The 18,777-nt window shown below is 61.5% G+C and carries 9 protein-coding genes and 2 rRNA genes (1 of these 11 cut by a window edge); 3 read left to right on the forward strand and 8 right to left on the reverse strand.

Annotated elements, in window-relative coordinates; genetic code table 11:
- Nucleotides 1-176 precede the first annotated feature (176 nt).
- Nucleotides 177-3,230, reverse strand: coding sequence for a TonB-dependent receptor (locus KR767_RS05725; protein ID WP_250878424.1), 3,054 nt, complete (start codon nucleotides 3,228-3,230; stop codon nucleotides 177-179).
- A 476-nt stretch (nucleotides 3,231-3,706) separates the two neighbouring features.
- Entirely contained in the window at nucleotides 3,707-6,751 is a 3,045-nt protein-coding gene (locus KR767_RS05730) for a TonB-dependent receptor (protein ID WP_250878425.1), read from the reverse strand.
- Nucleotides 6,752-7,326: 575 nt separating this feature from the next.
- Between KR767_RS05730 and KR767_RS05735 the strand changes: the two genes are divergently transcribed.
- Nucleotides 7,327-7,935, forward strand: coding sequence for a helix-turn-helix domain-containing protein (locus KR767_RS05735; RefSeq protein WP_243853277.1), 609 nt, complete (start codon nucleotides 7,327-7,329; stop codon nucleotides 7,933-7,935).
- Nucleotides 7,936-7,992: 57 nt separating this feature from the next.
- Here KR767_RS05735 and glyS read toward each other — a convergent pair whose 3' ends face one another.
- Both glyS and glyQ read right to left on the reverse strand, forming a co-directional pair.
- Entirely contained in the window at nucleotides 7,993-10,137 is a 2,145-nt protein-coding gene (glyS, locus tag KR767_RS05740) for a glycine--tRNA ligase subunit beta (RefSeq protein WP_250878426.1), read from the reverse strand.
- The gene (glyQ, locus tag KR767_RS05745) at nucleotides 10,127-11,041 is read right to left on the reverse strand and encodes a glycine--tRNA ligase subunit alpha (protein ID WP_166950373.1); all 915 of its coding nucleotides are present in this window, start codon (nucleotides 11,039-11,041) and stop codon (nucleotides 10,127-10,129) included. The genes glyS and glyQ overlap by 11 nt, the downstream gene beginning before the upstream one ends.
- Before the next feature lie 67 nt (nucleotides 11,042-11,108).
- On the opposite strand from glyQ, the gene tfpB reads away from it, so the two are divergent.
- Nucleotides 11,109-12,923 (forward strand): type IV pilus assembly ATPase TfpB, encoded by a 1,815-nt coding sequence (gene tfpB, locus KR767_RS05750; RefSeq protein WP_250878427.1) that lies wholly within the window; start codon nucleotides 11,109-11,111, stop codon nucleotides 12,921-12,923.
- Nucleotides 12,920-13,657 (forward strand): glutamine amidotransferase, encoded by a 738-nt coding sequence (locus tag KR767_RS05755; protein ID WP_166950377.1) that lies wholly within the window; start codon nucleotides 12,920-12,922, stop codon nucleotides 13,655-13,657. Before tfpB ends, KR767_RS05755 begins: the two co-directional genes overlap by 4 nt.
- Here KR767_RS05755 and KR767_RS05760 read toward each other — a convergent pair.
- From KR767_RS05760 to KR767_RS05775, 4 genes are all read right to left on the reverse strand, one after another.
- Nucleotides 13,646-14,329: a rhomboid family intramembrane serine protease gene (locus KR767_RS05760; RefSeq protein ID WP_166950379.1), complete on the reverse strand. Its 684-nt coding sequence runs from the start codon at nucleotides 14,327-14,329 to the stop codon at nucleotides 13,646-13,648. The genes KR767_RS05755 and KR767_RS05760 overlap by 12 nt on opposite strands.
- Nucleotides 14,330-14,331: 2 nt before the next feature.
- Nucleotides 14,332-15,933 carry an ExeA family protein gene (locus KR767_RS05765; RefSeq protein ID WP_250878428.1) on the reverse strand — a complete coding sequence of 534 codons (1,602 nt, stop codon included), beginning with the start codon at nucleotides 15,931-15,933 and terminating at the stop codon, nucleotides 14,332-14,334.
- A 290-nt stretch (nucleotides 15,934-16,223) separates the two neighbouring features.
- Nucleotides 16,224-16,338, reverse strand: a 5S ribosomal RNA gene (rrf, locus tag KR767_RS05770).
- Between the two features lie 119 nt (nucleotides 16,339-16,457).
- Nucleotides 16,458-18,777, reverse strand: a 23S ribosomal RNA gene (locus tag KR767_RS05775) (it continues 565 nt past the right edge of the window).

The raw sequence follows: 18,777 nt of genomic DNA on the forward strand, positions 1-18,777 counted from the left end.
CAAGCTGGCGGTCAGGTTTGCCGATTTCACTTGAAACCATTTATTTATCAATAAAAATCAAATACATAGATGAATAGCCGTCTAAACCGTTGCTTACCACCCCAAAAAAAACGCCGCTTCGAAAAGCGGCGTTTCCAGGAGACCATCAGCAACGCAGGGCGCTGCTGACCCTACGATCAGAAATCGTACGTGGCGCTCAAGCGAACATAACGCGGGGTCTGGTAGTACGTACCGATGTTGTAGGTGTTCTGCACGGTACCCGGGCTGCCATCGGCTTCGTACGTCGGATCGGTCTGAATCGGCTTGCGCTCGTTCGTGACGTTGAACACGTTGATCGCGAATGCCAGCTTGTGATCCGCGAATTCCGGACGATAGGTGACGGCCAGATCGAGGTTCTTCGTCCACGGCAGGCTCTTGTCGCCCGGATGGAACGGCTTGCCGTTGCAATAGTGGTACGACGAGTAGTAACCCGCCGGATCCGGATCAAGGTCGCTACCCGGACCACCGTAATAGCCGAGGCATGACTTTGGTCCGCCGGACAGAATGCGCACCGTGCCTGAAACCATCCACTCAGGCGTAATGGCATACGAGCCATAAGCCTTCAGCTGGTGCTTGCGGTTGTTGGCAAGCAGGCCATTGGCGTTTTCCATCAGCGTCGCCGTATCCCAGTCCTGGGTCTTCGACACGTCGTCCTGGCCGATATCGGACTTCACCTGGCCTTCCGTGTTGCCGTAGCTGCGCGAGAACGTGTAGTCCACGCGAGCCTGCCACTTACCATCGAACGGATGCTCCAGGTACATGTCAAGCGCGTAGTACTTGCGCTTGGCGCCCTGTGCAAAGCCCCAGTCATCCTTGGTCATGTTGACGTCGGTACGGCCGCTGCCATTCACGTTGGCGAAACTGAAGCGGTTGCTCTTGCCAGGATTGAAGATCAGGCAGTTAGGAATGGTCACACTACTCGGATCGAGGCCCAGCGACTCCATCTTCTCCTGCACCTTGTCAGGAGAACAGACATCGTCGATCGCCGCCTGGAGCTTGCGTACCGTGAACTTCGCACCCGTTACCCACTTGTCGCCCAGGGTCTTGTCGAAACCGATGATGGCCTCGTCCTGGTACTGCGACTTGAGGTTACGCGCCGTAAGGGAAACAGGATCGTTGGCCTGGCCGTACTCACCATTGGCCGAAACCGGACCGGGGCCAAGCGCCTTGAGATCCCTGGGCGAACCGTCGGGATTGATGCCCCCATAGGTGAAGTACTCGTTGGTGAACGTCGACGACGACGCACCACGGATGGCCACGCTGTTCGGCAGGGCAAGGTAGTAGCGCCCGAGGTTGCCGTACACCTTGAGCGACGAATCCCCAAACACATCCCACGCCGCACCGAATCGCGGTGCCCACTGGTTACCGCTGTTCACATAGGAGCGGCCATGGTTGTTGAAGTTGGTGAAACGGTCGTTACGGATACCTGCAGTCAACAACACCTTATCGTTGATCTGCCACTTGTCTTCGAGGTAGTAGGCCTTCTGCTTGACCGACATGCTGGTGGTTGTGACCAGGATGTACTTGCTCACGTAGTAGCCATCACCACCCGGAGCGCCAACGCCAAGGCGTCGCGAAATAGGCGCAGCGGGGTTCTGCGACAGACCGTAGTACCAGGCATAGCCCGGGCCGCTCATCGACTGACCTTCGTCGTAAGCGTTGTAGGTCATGTTGTCGACGCCGCCGGTCAGGCGATGATCGCCGACCTGCCATTCAAGGTCGGCGCGGAGGCCGTGCGTCTTGCTCTTGGCCCGCGGATCCTTCGAGACATACGTCGGGTTGAAGTTGGTGATCGTCTGGCCGCCGTTGAGGTTCGGATCCTGGTTGTACGAGGTACCCAGGTAAGGAGCACCGTTACCACTGGGATTATTGAAGTAATCCGTCGTGGTGCTCTTGCCGTACGTCGCGCTGAACGTCAGGTCGTCGGTGATGTAGCTGGTGTACTTGCCGATCCAGTAGGTGGAGGCGAGCTTGGTGTGGTTGGCCACCGCACCGTAATAGCCGCCCTGGTTACCGGTGGCATAATTGTAGTTGTAATACGTGCCCTGCTCTTCGTCGGTAGACTTGATACCCGTCAACTCAACGATATTGCTGTCGTTGATGTTCCAGTCGAGCTTGCCGTAGTACTTCGGCAACTTATAGGTGTAGTGGTTGTTCGCCTGGATCGCGGACTGCGCGCTATTCGTGGAGAGACCTTCGGTCTTTTCGGCTTCGGCCGCCACGAACATGTACAGCTTGTCCTTGATCAGCGGGCCGCCAGCGTAGCCGCTGACCGTCGTGGTCCACGACCGGTTGTCGCGACGATTGCGATAGAGCGTTCCTTCGACCTCAGGATGCTGGTACTCGTAGCCAGGCGGCAGGGAAGCGCTGGGGTAATAGATACCCTTCGGATCCTGGCGCAGGAATTTCGGCTCCCACAGGACCTGTGCGCCGAAATGCCAGTCGTTCGTACCGCGCTTGCCCACCTGGCTGATAACGCCGCCGTCAGAACGACCGTACATGGCGCTGTAACCGCCGGTGTAGATTTCCTGCTGGTCGATCGCGCCGTAAGGCAGGCTGACACCACCGAGATTCTTGAGCGGATCGGAGGTGTTGTAACCGTTGATGTAGTAGGCGTTTTCCGTCACGCCCGCACCGCCGAAGGAAACCACGCGGCCGAACGCGCCGGAACCCGTCACCACGCCCGGCGCCAGCAATGCAATCGACTCGGCATTGCGGCCAAGCGGCAGCCTCGACAGGGTTTCAGCAGTAACCACCGTACGCGAATCGACCGACGAGACGTCTACCGGAGGCAGGCTGTTGGCCGTCACCGTGACCGAATCCAGCGACTGCGCGCTGGAGGCCGTGGCCGTCGGTGCAAAAGACACTTCCGAACCGGCATTGACGGTGAGGCTGATGTTCTTGCGGGAGTCGACAACCTGGCCATCCTTCATGAGGTTGACCGTGTAGGTTCCCAGAGGCAGGTTACCGGCGCGATAGCGACCCTGCGCATCCACCGGAACCTCGCGGGAGACGCCCGTGCTACCCGTGATCTGGACCGTTCCGCCTGCTGCGCTGGGCACCGTGCCGAAGATCGAACCCGTGGTGGACTGGGCAAGGGCGGCACCCGTGCCGCCGAGACCCACCGCGAGGGCGAACGCCAACGCGGAATGACGCAGGACAGAAGCCTGCCTGTTGATGCGAGAACTCATTGTGCAAATCTCCCCAGATCGGCCCAACGGACCGTAAAAAACGAGCAAAAACCGACCAAAGGCCGGAAAAAAAGGCCTTGTCGTACACGTTCCCGGGGTTACCTGCGTCGGCGCACACTCCTCCCAGAGTGACGTCGCCCCCATGAGACCTGCTCCCGACAAGCCCATCAACGAGGGTTACCGGAACCGATTTCACATTTCGTGAAATCCTCCGGACACCTTCGCCGAAGCCGAACATAGGCGCATGGGGAATCCGCTGTCAACAAATTATTTACACCGATTACCGCTATTGCAGTGCAGCTAAGCCTCGGTTCTGCAAGGAGGAATGCCCGGCAGCGCACTGGGTTTGCGATCGGAAAAATTTCGAAAATTCATGCAGTTCGAAAAAAATAGCCGCCGGAATCCGGCGGCAATCTGGGGAGTGTGCGACGACCGTCCACGGTCGTCGCACGGATTTCTTCTTCTAATGCGAAAGGTCAGAAGTCGTAGCGTGCCGTCAGGCGAACCGAGCGCGGATCCTGGAAGCTGATCGGACGTCCGTAGGCGTTGTTGAGCTTGGTGTTGTACGTGGACTGCTCGTGGATTTCGTTGATGTTCTGGATCTGCCGGCTGTTGAACACGTTGAACACGTCGATCTGGAAGAGGAACTTGTTGTCGAAATAGGCCGGGCGATAGCCCACGTTGAGATCCAGGCGGAACGACCAGGGCAGCGTACCCTGCGAACCGCGCGGCGTAGCCACCGAATTGGCACCCGTGACGTTGGTGCCCGAGAAGTCGCAGTAGAAGAACGCCGAGCCATAACCCGCCACATAGGAATTCGGATCCGGGTTCAGGCCGATGCAGTTCTTCGGACGACCGCTAGCCGCGATACCCGTGGCACCGAAGGTCCACTCCGGCGTGAGCTGGTAGTAGCCGTAAGCTTTCAGGTAATGGCGGCGATCGTTGGGCAGGTTGCCGTTGGCATGCTCCATGATTTCGGGGTAGTCCCACGACTGGGTCGCCGAGACATCGGACTGGCCGATATCCGAAAGCACGGGTCCTTCGGTGTTGCCGAAGCTATGCGACAGCGTGTAGTCGACACGGCCATACCAGGTGCCGTCGAACGGGTGCTCGAGGAACGTGTCCATGGCGAGGTAGCGACGCTTCGGTTTCGGGAAGCCAAGGTCCCGGGCCGTGAGATGCACCTGCTCCAGCTTGCCGTCACCATCGACGTCCCAGCTCCACGTGCCGCCACGTCCCGGGTTGAACAGGGCGCAGGTGAACAGGAAGTCGTACTGCTTGCCGTTGCGCTTGGCCCAGTCTTCGATGGGACGGTCATCGCAGAAGTCGTCGATGATGTTGCGCAGGTTGCGGTAGGTGAACTTCACTCCCCAGTTGAACGCCGGATTGATCTGCTGCTGCATGCCCAGGATGTACTCGTCCTGGTACTGCGGCTTCAGCGTGGACGACGCCACGCCCTTGGGATCCTTCGGCTGGCCCAGTTCGTTGTTGGTCGAGTAAGGCTTGCCCAACGCTTTCAGGCCCAGTGGTGCACCGCTGGCCGGATCGATGCCCGTATAGGTGAAATACTGGTTCGTGTAGAGCGATGCCGATGCACCACGGATGGCGACGTTGTTGGGCAGCGGCTGATGATAACGACCCGCGTTGGCATAGATCTTCAGCGTGGAATCACCATAGACGTCCCACGACACGCCAAGGCGCGGTGCAAGCTGATGGCGCTGGCTCACATACTGCTGGCCTTCGCCGTTGTAGTTGGTGAACTGTTCGTTGCGCAGGCCGAGCGACAGCAGCCAGCGGTCGGATATCTGCCACGCATCTTCGATGTACTGCGCCGACTGCTTCACCTCCACCGAGGCAAAGGTGTTGAAGACACGCTTGCGCACATAGTAGCCCTGAGGGCCGTAGCCACCACCGGTCGCGGGAGCCGCCTGGCCGTAGAACGTGCTGATCGGATTGGTCGGGCGGGACGAGCGGCTGTAGAGGTAATACACGCCGCCGGCGTAGCCATTGCTGCCCGAGGTCGACTCGAGATCCTGTCGATCAATACCACCGCGCAGGCTGTGGTCGCCCAGGCGATATTCGAGGTCGAGGCGCCAGCCACGCGTCTTGTCCTTCGCACCAGGCACGCTCGGTACGTAGTTGCTGTACTGCGGGTTGTAAACCAGCGCCGCCGGTGTCGAGGTGTTGTTGGAGCGGGCCACGTACGGGTAATCGGCGCTTGCGCCGCCCGGTGTCACGGTGTGTACGGAGTTGCTGCGCCCATAGAGCGCCGTGACAGTGAAGTTGTCGGTGATGTAACCGGTGTACTTGCCGATGTACACCTCACCGCCGTCCTTCTGCTGGCCGGTATCGGTACGGTCCGTGCCATGCGTGGCACTGGGGTAATCGTAGCTGTAATCGTCGAAGTAGCGCTTGGTCTTGTCGGACAGGCCCGTCAGTTCGACGATGTGGTTGTCCGTGATGTTCCAGTCGGCCTTTGCCAGCCAGCGTGGCGTGTCGTAACGGTAACGATCGTAGTTGTTGCGCGACGCATGCTCGATGTTGCCGGCCGCACTGCCTTCCTGGCGAGTGGCTTCGCCCGTTGCGTAGATGAACAGCTTGTCCTTGATCAGCGGGCCACCGACGTACGCAGCATAGGTGGTACGCCAGGACTTGTTGCTTTCGCGACGCTGGTAGATGGTGCCGTCTTCGTCGTTACCCGTGCGCGGATAGTAGATGTTGCGCGGGTCGCTCTTCAGTCCGATGGGTTCCCAACGCACCTCGGCACCGGCCTTCCACTCGTTGGTGCCGCGCTTGGTAACGATGTTGATCACGCCACCGGTGGAACGGCCGAACTCGGCACCGTAGCCGCCGGTGAGCACCTGCTCCTGGTCGATGGCATCGAAGGGAAGCGAGGAGAAGCCGATCTGGGTCAGCGGATTGGTTACCGCGTAACCATTGATGTAGTAGGCGTTGTCCGAGACCGCCGAGCCACCGAAGCTCGGCACGCCGCCGTAACGCGAATCGCCGGCCACCGCGCCAGGGGTCAGCAGGGCCACCGCCGTCACGTCGCGGGGCACGGGAATGCGCTGCATCTGTGCCGCGGTGAAGACGGTACGCGAGTCCGTGGAGCTCACGTCGATGGTCGGCAGGGCCGAGGCATTGACGGACACTCCTTCGAGATTGCTTGCATTGGACGCCGCGGCGGCGCCTCCCAGGGACACCTCGGTACCCGCGCCGAGAGTCAGCTGAATGTTGTCCCTCGTTTCGACGGCGGTGCCATTCTGGATAAGGCTTACCTTGTAACGCCCCACGGGCAGCGACGAGGCGCGATAACGCCCATCGGCGCCAGCTTTCACTTCACGCTTGAGACCGGTGTCCGGGCTCTCGATCACGATGGTCGAGCCGGCGGCGGCCTGACCGAAGAGGGTACCGGTGGCATTGGACTGTGCATGTGCGGCCCCCCCGGCCAGCGTCATGCCCAGCGCGACAGCCAGTGCGCTGTGTCGGTAGGTCCAGTGACGATTCTTGCTGACGATCATCAAAGCTCCCCTAAGGGGCGCGTTGCCACGCCCCGGAAATTTGGCAACGGTTTACCCGCCGGGTCGGTGACGATCCCGGGTGGATAAGTGCTTTTATGTTGAATACCTGACGCCCGCACGCCCGCGTCGGATCACTCCGGCGGTAGCGGGGTCTCCCCTTTCCCCTGTGGGCGATCACCGCAAGAAGCGGTGGCCCGGAGCAAGATATAGCGAACTTCACGCCCAGGTAACAACACTAAAAATCCTAGGAATATTCCTGCGACGGCAGTTACTTACGACGTAATAAATCTGTGCCTGCGCATAATATGATGACAATCAGTAATTTACTTCGCCAGGCGTGACGGCCGTCACGCTGCCGGTGACGAAGTCTTACGAAAGATTCCTAGCGGCTTTTGGCTAAAAACAGCTCCTTTGACTTGTTTTGCTTGAACTTTCAGCTCACCCCAGCGTCCTTTTAGGAAATTTCTCAAAAGAAAGGCTTCCGAAGGCAAATCGCTGTACACCGATGTTGCGGTTCGCGCGTTTGTGCGGTGAATCGCCGGGGGCGGCCTGTAGACAACTGAGGTTCCAAGCGCATGAACGACAATTCGAGGGGATCCATCCTGGCCGACGGCGTCGGTGGCAATCTGGAGATCCGACGTGGAGACTCAGCAGCCCCCACGTCCTCCTTTGCCAGCCGGGTGCGGCAGGTCATCAAGATGTCCGGCAGCGTGAGCGAGATTGCCCGCCGCTGTGGCTTTTCCGAAGGCGTGGTACGCAGCTGGCGTGACGGCAACACCGATCCGTCCCGCGGTCGCTGCGTGACCATGGCCAAGACCCTGGGCCTGTCCCTGGTCTGGCTGGCCGCTGGCGAAGGCCCGATGATGCTGGACGGCAACACCGACGACCTGACCACCCGCACGGAGACGTCGGAGTCGGTCCGTGATGGTCGTGAAGGCCGCGAGCTGCATGGTCTTGGCTCGACCGCGGTCGATGGCTCCCGCCTGGCGGCGGCCATGAAGCTGCTGCAGTCGGATATCGAGATGACGGGCAGCCGTTTCTCACCGGTGCGTCATGCCGACCTGGTGGCCGAGATGTACTCCATCATCGGTCGCTCGGGCGAGCCCGATTACGCCGATCGCATGGTTGCATTCCGACACACTCTGATCTCGCGTATCCACGAAGATCACGACGTCGCGGCCTGAGTGGGCGCGACGAAAAGCCCCGCCAGCGGCGGGGCTTTTCGGATCTACCGGATCAGGTCAGAGCCGGGAGATATCGGCGATGGCGCCGAAAGTTGCCTTGAGCTGCCCGAGCAGTGCCAGGCGATTGAAGCGTACGGCCGGATTTTCGGCGTTCACCAGCACGTCGTCGAAGAAACGATCCACCGGAGCCTGTAGCGCCGAGAGGCGTGCCAGCGTGCCGGTGTAGTCCTTGCGAGCCAGAAGGCCCTGGGTCTCCGCCCGTGCCGTGCCGAGCGCCGCATGCAGCTCGCGCTCGGCGTCAAGCTCGAAATGAGCCGGGTCAACCGTGGCCGGAATGGGCGCGGCACCCGCTTCCTCCGCCTGTTTGCGCAGGATGTTGGCCACGCGCTTGTTGGCGGCGGCCAGGCTGGCAGCCTCGCTGCGACGAGCAAACTCGCCCACGGCACGCAGGCGGCGATCGAAGTCCGGCAGGGTGGCCGGTGATACGGCCAGCACCGATTCGAACTGGTCGACCGAGAAGCCCTGATCGGTGTAGTAACCGCGCAGGCGCTCCAGCACGAAGCCGTGCACCTCGTCGCCGAGCTCGCGGCGACGAGCACCGATGTCCACCACTGGCGGCTTGCCGTCCTTGCCAGGCTTCACACCGGCCACGAAGGCCGCTTCCGGCACCATTTCCAGCGCCTCGGTGAGGGTGGCACGCAGGTCGATGTCCAGGCCGCCCTCGATGAGGGTACGGGCCAGGCCAAGCGCCGCACGGCGCAGGGCGAAGGGATCCTTGTTGCCGCTGGGCTTCATGCCCACGGCGAAGATACCCGCGAGGGTATCCAGGCGCTCCGCCACGGCCAGCACCTGGCCGACCTTGCCGGCAGCGATGGCGTCGCCGCCGAAGCGCGGCTGGTAGAAGCTGTCCAGCGCTTCGGCCACATCGGCATCGATGCCCTGGCGCGTGGCGTAGTAACGGCCCATCACGCCCTGCAGCTCCGGGAACTCGCCCACCATGCGGGTCAGCAGGTCGCACTTGGACAGGGCGGCGGCATGGGTAGCCTTGCCGGCATCGACGTCCACGCGATTGGCGATGACGCGCGCCAGCTCGGCCACGCGCACCGTCTTGTCCCACAGGCTGCCGAGCGACTGCTGGTAGGTGACGTTCTTCAGGCCTTCCTGGTAGTTGGCCAGCGGAGCCTTCAGGTCTTCGTCCCAGAAGAACTTGGCATCGGCGAAGCGCGGACGGATCACGCGCTCGTAGCCCTTGCGGATCTCGGCCGGATCGCGGCTTTCGATATTGGCCACGCCGATGAAGTGTTCTGTAAGTTCGCCCTCGGCGGTGAACACCGGCACGAACTTCTGGTTGGTCTCCATGGTGGTGACCAGGGCTTCCGGCGGCACGTCGAGGAAGTCGCGCTCGAAGGTGCAGGCGATGCCCACCGGCCATTCGGTGAGGTTGGCGATTTCGTTGAGCAGGCCATCGGACAGGCGCGGCACGCCGCCCGTGGCAACGCGGGCCACTTCGTCGCGTACGCGCTGGCGGCGCTCGGCGGGATCGGCCATGACCCTTGCCTGGCGCAGGGCATCGAGCCAGCTTTCGGCATCGGCCACGTGCACGGGCTGCGGATGGTGGAAGCGATGCCCCTGGCTGAGACGGCCGCTCTTCAGGCCCAGGACCTCGCCATCGACGATCTCGGAGCCATGGAGCATGAGCAGGGTGTGCACCGGGCGGACAAAGCTGTCGTCACGATTGCCCCAGCGCATGGCCTTGGGAATGGGCAGGCCCTTGAGTGCCTCGGTGACGATTTCCGGCAAGAGTGCCGCCGTGGGCTGGCCCGGCTTCACGGCACGGAACACGAACCAGGAGCCCTTGTCGGTCTCCAGCTTCTCGAGCGCGGACACCTCGACGCCACACGACTGCGCGAAACCGACCAGTGCCTTGGCGGGTTCGCCATCCGGACCGATGCTGGCCGACACGGCGGGACCGCGGCGTTCGACGTTCTGCTCCGGCTGGGCAACGGCGACATCCGGGATATACACGGCCAGGCGACGCGGCGAGGCATAGGCCTTCACAGCGGCGTAATCGGCGGCGACACCGCGCTTTTCCAGACCTTCGACGACGCCGCGCGCAAAGGCGCCGGCGAGGTCGTCGAGTGCCTTCGGCGGCAGTTCTTCGGTGCCGAGCTCGATGACGAGCGGCAGGCGCTTATCGGCCATGGACGGCCTCCTTGCTGTTCTTCAGGCCGGGAAAACCGAGTTTTTCGCGCTGCGCCACGTAGGCTTCTGCCACGCTTCGGGCGAGGGTGCGCACGCGCAGGATGTAGCGCTGACGCTCGGTGACGCTGATGGCGCGACGGGCATCGAGCAGGTTGAATGCATGGCTGGCCTTGCAGACCTGCTCATACGCCGGCAGCGGCAGGCCGGCAGCGATGAGCTTGCCCGCTTCGCCCTCGCATACGTCGAACCAGTGGAACAGTTCCGGCACGTTCGCGTGTTCGAAGTTGTAGGTGCTCTGCTCGACTTCGTTCTGGTGGAAGACGTCGCCATAGGTGACCACGCCGTGCGGAGCATGCGTCCAGACGATGTCGTAGATGCTGTCCACGTTCTGCAGGTACATCACCAGGCGTTCGAGACCGTAGGTGATCTCGCCCGTGACCGGGCGGCATTCCAGGCCACCGGCCTGCTGGAAATAGGTGAACTGGGTCACTTCCATGCCGTTGAGCCAGACCTCCCAGCCCAGGCCCCATGCGCCCAGGGTGGGGGATTCCCAGTTGTCCTCGACGAAGCGCAGGTCGTGCACCAGCGGGTCGATGCCCAGCGCCTTCAGCGAACCGATGTAGCGCTCGAGGATGTCATCCGGGTTCGGCTTCAGCACCACCTGGTACTGGTAGTAGTGCTGCAGGCGGTTGGGGTTGTCGCCGTAGCGGCCATCCGTCGGGCGACGGCAGGGCTGCACGTAGGCGGCCGCCCAGGGCTCGGGCCCGAGCGCGCGGAGGAAGGTGGACGGGTGGAACGTACCGGCGCCGACCTCGGTATCGAGCGGCTGGATCAGCACGCAGCCCTGGTCCGCCCAGTAGCGGTTCAGGGTCTGGATCACGTCTTGGAAAGTGGGCGCGGACATGGGTTCCCGAGTCCTTGAGAAAGCGGGCTAGTATACCGGCGTAGTCTTCCATACGGGATCGCGCACCATGGCTGTCAATCCGCAATCCGGCGCATTGCTGGGGCGTCGCGGGCGACTGGAACTGGAGGAGGTGCTGGCCTCGCTCGTGGTCGACGGTTACCTGAGCGGTGAAGATGCCAAGCGCGCCCGCACGAGTGCCCGTGGCGGCAAGACGGCCATCGAGCTGAATCCCCTTGTGGTCATCGCCAACGCAAAGGCCGAGAACCGCCGCGATCCCGGTCGGCCGCTCAGCCTTGAGGGCCTCGTCGAATGGCTCGCAGGCAAGGCCGAGCTGCCTTACCTCAAGATCGACCCGATGAAGATCAACGTGGCCCAGGTCACGCAGGTGGTCAGCAGCGCCTATGCGCAGCGTCATCGCATCCTGCCCGTGGCCTCATCGCCCGGCGAGGTCGTGTTCGCCACCGCCGAGCCCTTCGAAACCGCCTGGGCCACCGACCTGGCCCACATGCTCCGTCGCGATATCCGCCGTGTCGTGGCCAGCCCCATCGACATCAATCGCTACCTGCTGGAGTTCTACGGCGTGCAGCGGTCGATCCAGCTGGCGCAGGATGCCAAGAACGGCGAGCCGACGAAGATCTTCAACTTCGAACAGCTCGTGGAACTGGGCAAGACGGGTGAAGTGGGCGCCGACGATCGCCATGTGGTGCATATCGTCGACTGGCTGCTGCAGTACGCCTTTGAGCAACGCGCATCGGATATTCATCTGGAGCCACGTCGCGACGCCGGGCAGATCCGCTTCCGCATCGACGGCATGATGCAGAAAGTGTTCGAACTGCCACCACCGGTCACCACCGCCGTGACGGCGCGCGTGAAGATCCTTGCCCGCATGGACGTCGCCGAAAAGCGCCGGCCCCAGGACGGCCGCATCAAGACACGCTCGGCCGGGGGGCGTGAGGTGGAACTGCGTATCTCCACGATGCCGACGGCCTTCGGCGAAAAGGTGGTGATGCGCATCTTCGATCCCGACTTGGTGATGAAGGATTTTTCGCAGCTCGGTTTTTCGGTCGAAGAAGCAAAACTGTGGCGGTCGATGGTCGAGCGCCCCCACGGCATCGTGCTGGTCACGGGGCCCACGGGTTCGGGAAAGACGACCACGCTGTATTCGACGCTGAAACATCTGGCGCGACCGGAACTGAATGTCTGCACCGTCGAAGATCCCATCGAAATGGTGTCCGCCGACCTCAACCAGATGCAGGTGCAGCCCTCCATCGACCTGGATTTCGCTGCCGGCGTACGCACGCTGCTGCGTCAGGATCCGGACATCATCATGATCGGCGAGATCCGCGACCTGGAAACAGCACAGATGGCCGTGCAGGCTTCGCTGACGGGCCATCTGGTGCTCTCCACGCTGCACACCAACGATTCACCCAGCGCCGTCACCCGCCTGCTCGATCTTGGCGTGCCGCATTACCTGATCCAGTCCACCCTGGCCGGTGTGGTGGCCCAGCGCCTGGTCCGCACCCTGTGCCCGCACTGCAAGCAGCCGGCCGCGCAGGACCCCGACCAGTGGCATGCGCTGACGCACGGCTGGGAACTGCCCGTGCCGGAACGGGTCTATGAACCCGTCGGCTGCCTGGAATGTCGCAAGACGGGCTACCTGGGCCGCACGGGCGTGTACGAGATGATGCCGCTTTCGCCGCGCGTGCGGGGCGCCATCACCGCCTCGCTCGATCTTTCCCGGCTCAATGACATCGCCTTGCGCGACGGCATGAAGCCACTGCGTATTTCCGCCGCGGCGCAGGTCGCCGCCGGCCTCACGACGGTGCGTGAAGTGCTCAATGTGCTTCCGCCCACGGATATCGAAGACCCCTTCCCTGCATGAAGCCCATACTCATCGTTCGCACCGGTCGCGCACCGGAGGTCATCAGCCATCGTCATGGCGATTTTCCGCGCTGGTTCCAGCTGGGACTGCGTTTGCGCAGTCCCCTCGTCCGTATTGTCGATGTCGAGCATGGCGAGGCGCTTCCGGATCCTGCCCAGTGTGCGGGCGTCATTCTCACCGGCTCGGCCTCGATGGTCACCGAACGCCTTCCGTGGAGTGAGCGCACCGCGGGCTGGATCCGCGATGCCATGGATATCGAACTGCCGATGCTTGGCGTCTGTTACGGACACCAGCTGATGTCCCACGCCCTGGGTGGTCGTGTCGATTACCTGCCGGGCGGGCGCGAGATGGGTACGGTGTCGCTCACCACCCATGCGGATGCCTCGGACGATGCGTTGGGCGCAAGCCTGCCCGGTAGCTTCCATGCCCATGCAACGCACGAGCAGAGCGTTCTCGAACTGCCGCCCGGCGCCGTGTCGCTGGCCCGTTCTGATCGCGACCCGAATCACCTGGTGCGCTATGGCAAACATGCCATAAGCACACAGTTCCATCCGGAATTCTCAGCCGAAGTGATGCGCGCTTATATTCGTCGCAAAGCCGAGGTACTGCGGCAGGAAGGCCAGGATCCGGACGCCCTGCTGGCGTCGGTGGCACCTACGCCGAAGGCCACGCAGCTGCTGCGCGGGTTCTTGAACGAGCACGTCGGAATGGCGCGAGAACTGTCAGCTGCGTAGGCGACGCTCGATCGCCCCACGCGAAAACAGCGCGAACAGGATGCCAAACAGGAAGCCGCCGATGTGGGTCCACCACACGACGGCGCCATAGCTGGCACCGGCATAGCTGAAAAGCAGCTGCACGAGCGCCCAGATGCCGATGAGCACGAAGGCCGGCACGCGCACGAATTCCAGATACAGGCCCAGCGGCACCACCAGGCCAAGTTTCGCCCTCGGAAACAGGGTGACATAGGCGCCGACCACCGCAGACACCGCGCCGCTGCAACCGATGATCGCCACGCGCGCTCCAGTCAGCGAGATGGCGCCGATCAGGTTCGCCACGATACCGCCCAACAGGAACAACAGCAGGAAACGCGGCGACCCCAGGCTACGTTCGGCGGGCAGGCTGAAAATCACCAGGAACAGCAGGTTACTGAGCAGGTGAAGCCATCCGCCGTGGATGAAGATCGCCGTAAACAGGCGCAGCAGGGCGGGATCGCTTACCTGCTCCCATAGCGGAAGCCCGGTGCCGAACAGATGGGCAGGCACCGTTCCCCAGTGCAGCATGATCTGAATGCGTTCGCTGCGTCCGCTGAGGGCCAGCACCACGAAAGAGACCACGCAGACGACCACGACAAGCATGGTCGCCCAGCACAGCCGTGAACGACGGCGGGTATCGACATGGACGAACATGCTCAGGGAACGCCGCGAGCGAGATGCGGCCCTTCGGTGTCAAGCGAGGACAACGCGAACATGGTTTCCGGCCCCACCACGCCGTCGGCCGAAATGCCGAAGCGCTGCTGGATGCTGCGCACCCTGGACTCCACGTTCTTGTCGAATGCCGTGGGCGCCGCCGAGCCAGCATTTCCATTGGATGGCAGGTGGGCAATCAGCCAGTGGACACCGTTTCCGCTGTCGCCCCGGGAGAGCTTGCCGGGCATGGCGGGATCGATGCGGAAGACCGCATAGAAACGCCCGTTCCAGACATGTTCGAAGGCGTCGCGGGTGAGTTCGACGTATTTGCCGCCAAGATAAAGACGGACCGCTTCGTCGCCGACACCCACCATCAACACCTGCTGCTTGCCGTGCTCATCGTCCAGTTCCAGCACCATGGGGCGGTCGAAACGGCGGAGCTGATCGATCGATCCACGACCGCTCACACAGGCCAGGCCGGGGAAGATCACCGCATCGCAATGCATGGCATTGGCGACATTCGTCTCACGGGACGTCACCTGCCAGCGGGCGAGCAATTCCCCCCAGACGCGTACCTTGCCGGTTTCCGGATCGGGGAGTGCGTCCTTGAATTTCTCCAGCGCCTGGTCAGGTGCTGCCGTCACCAGGTTCTTGGGGCGGGACGGGCTGCGGCCGGAAAGAAACCAGGTGGCCGAGCCGATAAGGAACAGTGCGAGCAGCACACCGCCGCCGATGAGGATCTGCCGACGGAATCGACGGAACCAATACCGAGCGTGTTGGGGCAGCACTTCCCGTGCGACGAAGCCCAGGGCACGTTCGCCAATGGATTGCTCGCCACGCTCGGCCGCCCGCTCCAGGGCGCGGTGGGCCAATGCACTGAGCCGACGTGGATTTCCCTTGCCGTCGTCGCGAAGGCTGCGCAGTCCGAGGCGACTGAAGGGCATCTGGGCGGTGCCGGCCACGTGCAGGCGATGGCGGACATAGCGCTCGCTTTCTTCGGCGCTGAGCGGGGCCAACGGCAACCGGCTACGGATACGCTTGGCGAGTTCAGGCGCCTTGGGGCCCGAAAGACGATCGCGGAATGCCGGGGTACCCGCAAGCACGAGATAGAAGGGCGCGGCGTTTTTCGTACAGGCGGCGAGCAGGCGTTCGATGTCGGCGAGATTGCCGTCGGACATCTCGTCGCCGTCGTCCAGGACCAGCAGGAACCGCTTGTCGACATGATGGGCAAGGCGCCCCAGTCCTGCCGCCAGACCATCGACCAGATGGTCTTCGGTGTTGGCCTCGGCACTGAGTGGCAGGGGAAGACCGAAGCCGGCGTACATCGAACGCAGCCAGGCTGTGGTGCCCAGGGCGTAATTGTCCGAGCCATGACGGATTACGGTCACGCCGTGATTGGGTGCGTCGGCCTCGATCAGCATGCACAGCAGGGTCTTGCCGGCACCTTCCTCACCGCTGATGAGGGTCACACCGGAATCCGCGGCGCCCAGTTCGTACTCCACGTGCGCAAGGATGTCCCGCTCACGCGTGAACAGGCACGCGAAACGGGTATCTGGTGTGTCGCCAAACGGCGGCTCGCGCAGCCCGAAGGTCTCTAGGTACATGAGCCTAGAGTAACCGATTGATCGGGCAGAAGGATTGCGCGTTTTAGGGCCTTGCGGGGCGTGTTTGCAGGAGCGCGCCTGCGCGCGGCCGGCGTTGACCGGCCGGGTCGGTGCCGACGCCGACGCCGGCCCATTGTAGGAGCGCGCCTTGCGCGCGACCGGTTAGTCAGGGAGGCATCGGTGATGCGAGGTGCTGAGGGACCAGGGGTCGTGCGCAGGCGCGCTCCTACAGGGATTGGGCGCAAAGAAAAAACCCGGTCTCGTGTGAGACCGGGTTTTTGGGATAAAGCCCCTGGCGGTGACCTACTCTTGCATGGCTTGAGCCACACTACCATCGGCGCATGCGCGTTTCACTTCTGAGTTCGGGATGGGATCAGGTGGTACCACGCCGCTATAGCCGCCAGGGAAGGGGTGGGAGCAGCGCTTTTTGAGCGCCGGCTCCGCAAAGGTGTAAACGAGTGACAAGCGTCCGGGATGTAGTCGGATTCGACTTGAGTTAAGACGGTGAAGCGTCTTGGGGTTATATGGTCAAGCCTCACGGCTCATTAGTACGCGTAAGCTCAATGCATTGCTGCACTTCCACACCGCGCCTATCAACCACCTAGTCTTGATGGTGCCTTAAGGAGAGTCTAGCTCTCGGGAGATCTCATCTTGAGGCGCGCTTCCCGCTTAGATGCTTTCAGCGGTTATCGCTTCCGTTCATAGCTACCGGGCAATGCCATGGGCATGACAACCCGAACACCAGCGGAACGTCCACTCCGGTCCTCTCGTACTAGGAGCAGCCCCTCTCAAATCTCCAACGCCCACGACAGATAGGGACCGAACTGTCTCACGACGTTCTGAACCCAGCTCGCGTACCACTTTAAATGGCGAACAGCCATACCCTTGGGACCGGCTACAGCCCCAGGATGTGATGAGCCGACATCGAGGTGCCAAACACCGCCGTCGATATGAACTCTTGGGCGGTATCAGCCTGTTATCCCCGGAGTACCTTTTATCCGTTGAGCGATGGCCCTTCCATACAGAACCACCGGATCACTAAGACCTACTTTCGTACCTGCTTGATCCGTCGATCTCGCAGTCAAGCACGCTTATGCCTTTGCACACAGTGCGCGATGTCCGACCGCGCTGAGCGTACCTTCGTGCTCCTCCGTTACTCTTTAGGAGGAGACCGCCCCAGTCAAACTACCCACCATACACGGTCCCCGATCCGGATTACGGACCTAGGTTAGAACGTCAAGCACTTCAGGGTGGTATTTCAAGGATGGCTCCACCGAAACTAGCGTCTCGGTTTCATAGCCTCCCACCTATCCTACACAGAAGAACTCAACGTTCAGTGTAAAGCTATAGTAAAGGTTCACGGGGTCTTTCCGTCTTGCCGCGGGAACGCTGCATCTTCACAGCGATTTCAATTTCACTGAGTCTCGGGTGGAGACAGCGCCGCTGTCGTTACGCCATTCGTGCAGGTCGGAACTTACCCGACAAGGAATTTCGCTACCTTAGGACCGTTATAGTTACGGCCGCCGTTTACTGGGGCTTCGATCAAGAGCTTCGCCTTGCGGCTGACCCCATCAATTAACCTTCCAGCACCGGGCAGGCGTCACACCCTATACGTCCACTTTCGTGTTTGCAGAGTGCTGTGTTTTTGATAAACAGTCGCAGCGGCCAGGTTACTGCGACCCCTCGATGCTCAGTCACGCACGTGACCACACCAAGGGGCGCACCTTCTCCCGAAGTTACGGTGCCATTTTGCCTAGTTCCTTCACCCGAGTTCTCTCAAGCGCCTTGGGATTCTCACCCTGCCTACCAGTGTCGGTTTACGGTACGGTTTTTCTATAGCTGAAGCTTAGTGGCTTTTCCTGGAAGCGTGGTGTCAGTCACTTCGTCCTCAAAGGACTCGTCTCGGTGCTCGGCATAAAGATTCCCGGATTTGCCTAAGAATCATGCCTACCGCCTTTCCCCAGGACAACCAACGCCTGGTAGACCTAACCTTCTCCGTCCCCACATCGCACTATAGAAAAGTGCAGGAATATTAACCTGCTTCCCATCGACTACGCATTTCTGCCTCGCCTTAGGGGCCGACTCACCCTGCGCCGATGAACGTTGCGCGAGGAAACCTTGGGCTTTCGGCGAGGGGGCTTTTCACCCCCTTTATCGTTACTCATGTCAGCATTCGCACTTCCGATACCTCCAGCAGACTTTACAATCCACCTTCACAGGCCTACGGAACGCTCCTCTACCGCGTACAGATCAAAATCTGTACACCCCGAGCTTCGGTGCATAGCTTAGCCCCGTTAAATCTTCCGCGCAGACCGACTCGACCAGTGAGCTATTACGCTTTCTTTAAAGGGTGGCTGCTTCTAAGCCAACCTCCTGGCTGTCTATGCCTTTCCACATCGTTTTCCACTTAGCTATGACTTTGGGACCTTAGCTGCGGGTCTGGGTTGTTTCCCTTTTCACGACGGACGTTAGCACCCGCCGTGTGTCTCCCGTGTAGCATGTCCTGGTATTCGGAGTTTGCCATGGTTTGGTAAGTCTCAATGACCCCCTAGCCATAACAGTGCTCTACCCCCAGGAATGTTCGCACGAGGCGCTACCTAAATAGCTTTCGAGGAGAACCAGCTATCTCCGAGTTTGTTTAGCCTTTCACTCCGATCCTCAACTCATCCCCATCTATTGCAACAGATGTGGGTTCGGTCCTCCAGTGCGTGTTACCGCACCTTCAACCTGGTCAAGGATAGATCACTCGGTTTCGGGTCTACTGCCAGAGACTATTCGCCCTATTCAGACTCGGTTTCCCTTCGCCTCCCCTATACGGTTAAGCTTGCCACTGACAGTAAGTCG

The organism is Luteibacter anthropi (assembly GCF_023699965.1).
Classification (GTDB): Bacteria; Pseudomonadota; Gammaproteobacteria; order Xanthomonadales; family Rhodanobacteraceae; genus Luteibacter; species Luteibacter anthropi.

What these genes read in the sequence shown, in the direction of transcription:
- KR767_RS05725 (WP_250878424.1), bottom strand. Translation starts at nt 3,230, where the DNA reads ATGAGTTCTCGCATCAACAGGCAGGCTTCTGTCCTGCGTCATTCCGCG.
- glyQ (WP_166950373.1), bottom strand. Translation starts at nt 11,041, where the DNA reads ATGTCCGCGCCCACTTTCCAAGACGTGATCCAGACCCTGAACCGCTAC.
- KR767_RS05735 (WP_243853277.1), top strand. Translation starts at nt 7,327, where the DNA reads ATGAACGACAATTCGAGGGGATCCATCCTGGCCGACGGCGTCGGTGGC.
- KR767_RS05765 (WP_250878428.1), bottom strand. Translation starts at nt 15,933, where the DNA reads ATGTACCTAGAGACCTTCGGGCTGCGCGAGCCGCCGTTTGGCGACACA.
- KR767_RS05730 (WP_250878425.1), bottom strand. Translation starts at nt 6,751, where the DNA reads ATGATCGTCAGCAAGAATCGTCACTGGACCTACCGACACAGCGCACTG.
- KR767_RS05755 (WP_166950377.1), top strand. Translation starts at nt 12,920, where the DNA reads ATGAAGCCCATACTCATCGTTCGCACCGGTCGCGCACCGGAGGTCATC.
- glyS (WP_250878426.1), bottom strand. Translation starts at nt 10,137, where the DNA reads ATGGCCGATAAGCGCCTGCCGCTCGTCATCGAGCTCGGCACCGAAGAA.
- KR767_RS05760 (WP_166950379.1), bottom strand. Translation starts at nt 14,329, where the DNA reads ATGTTCGTCCATGTCGATACCCGCCGTCGTTCACGGCTGTGCTGGGCG.
- tfpB (WP_250878427.1), top strand. Translation starts at nt 11,109, where the DNA reads ATGGCTGTCAATCCGCAATCCGGCGCATTGCTGGGGCGTCGCGGGCGA.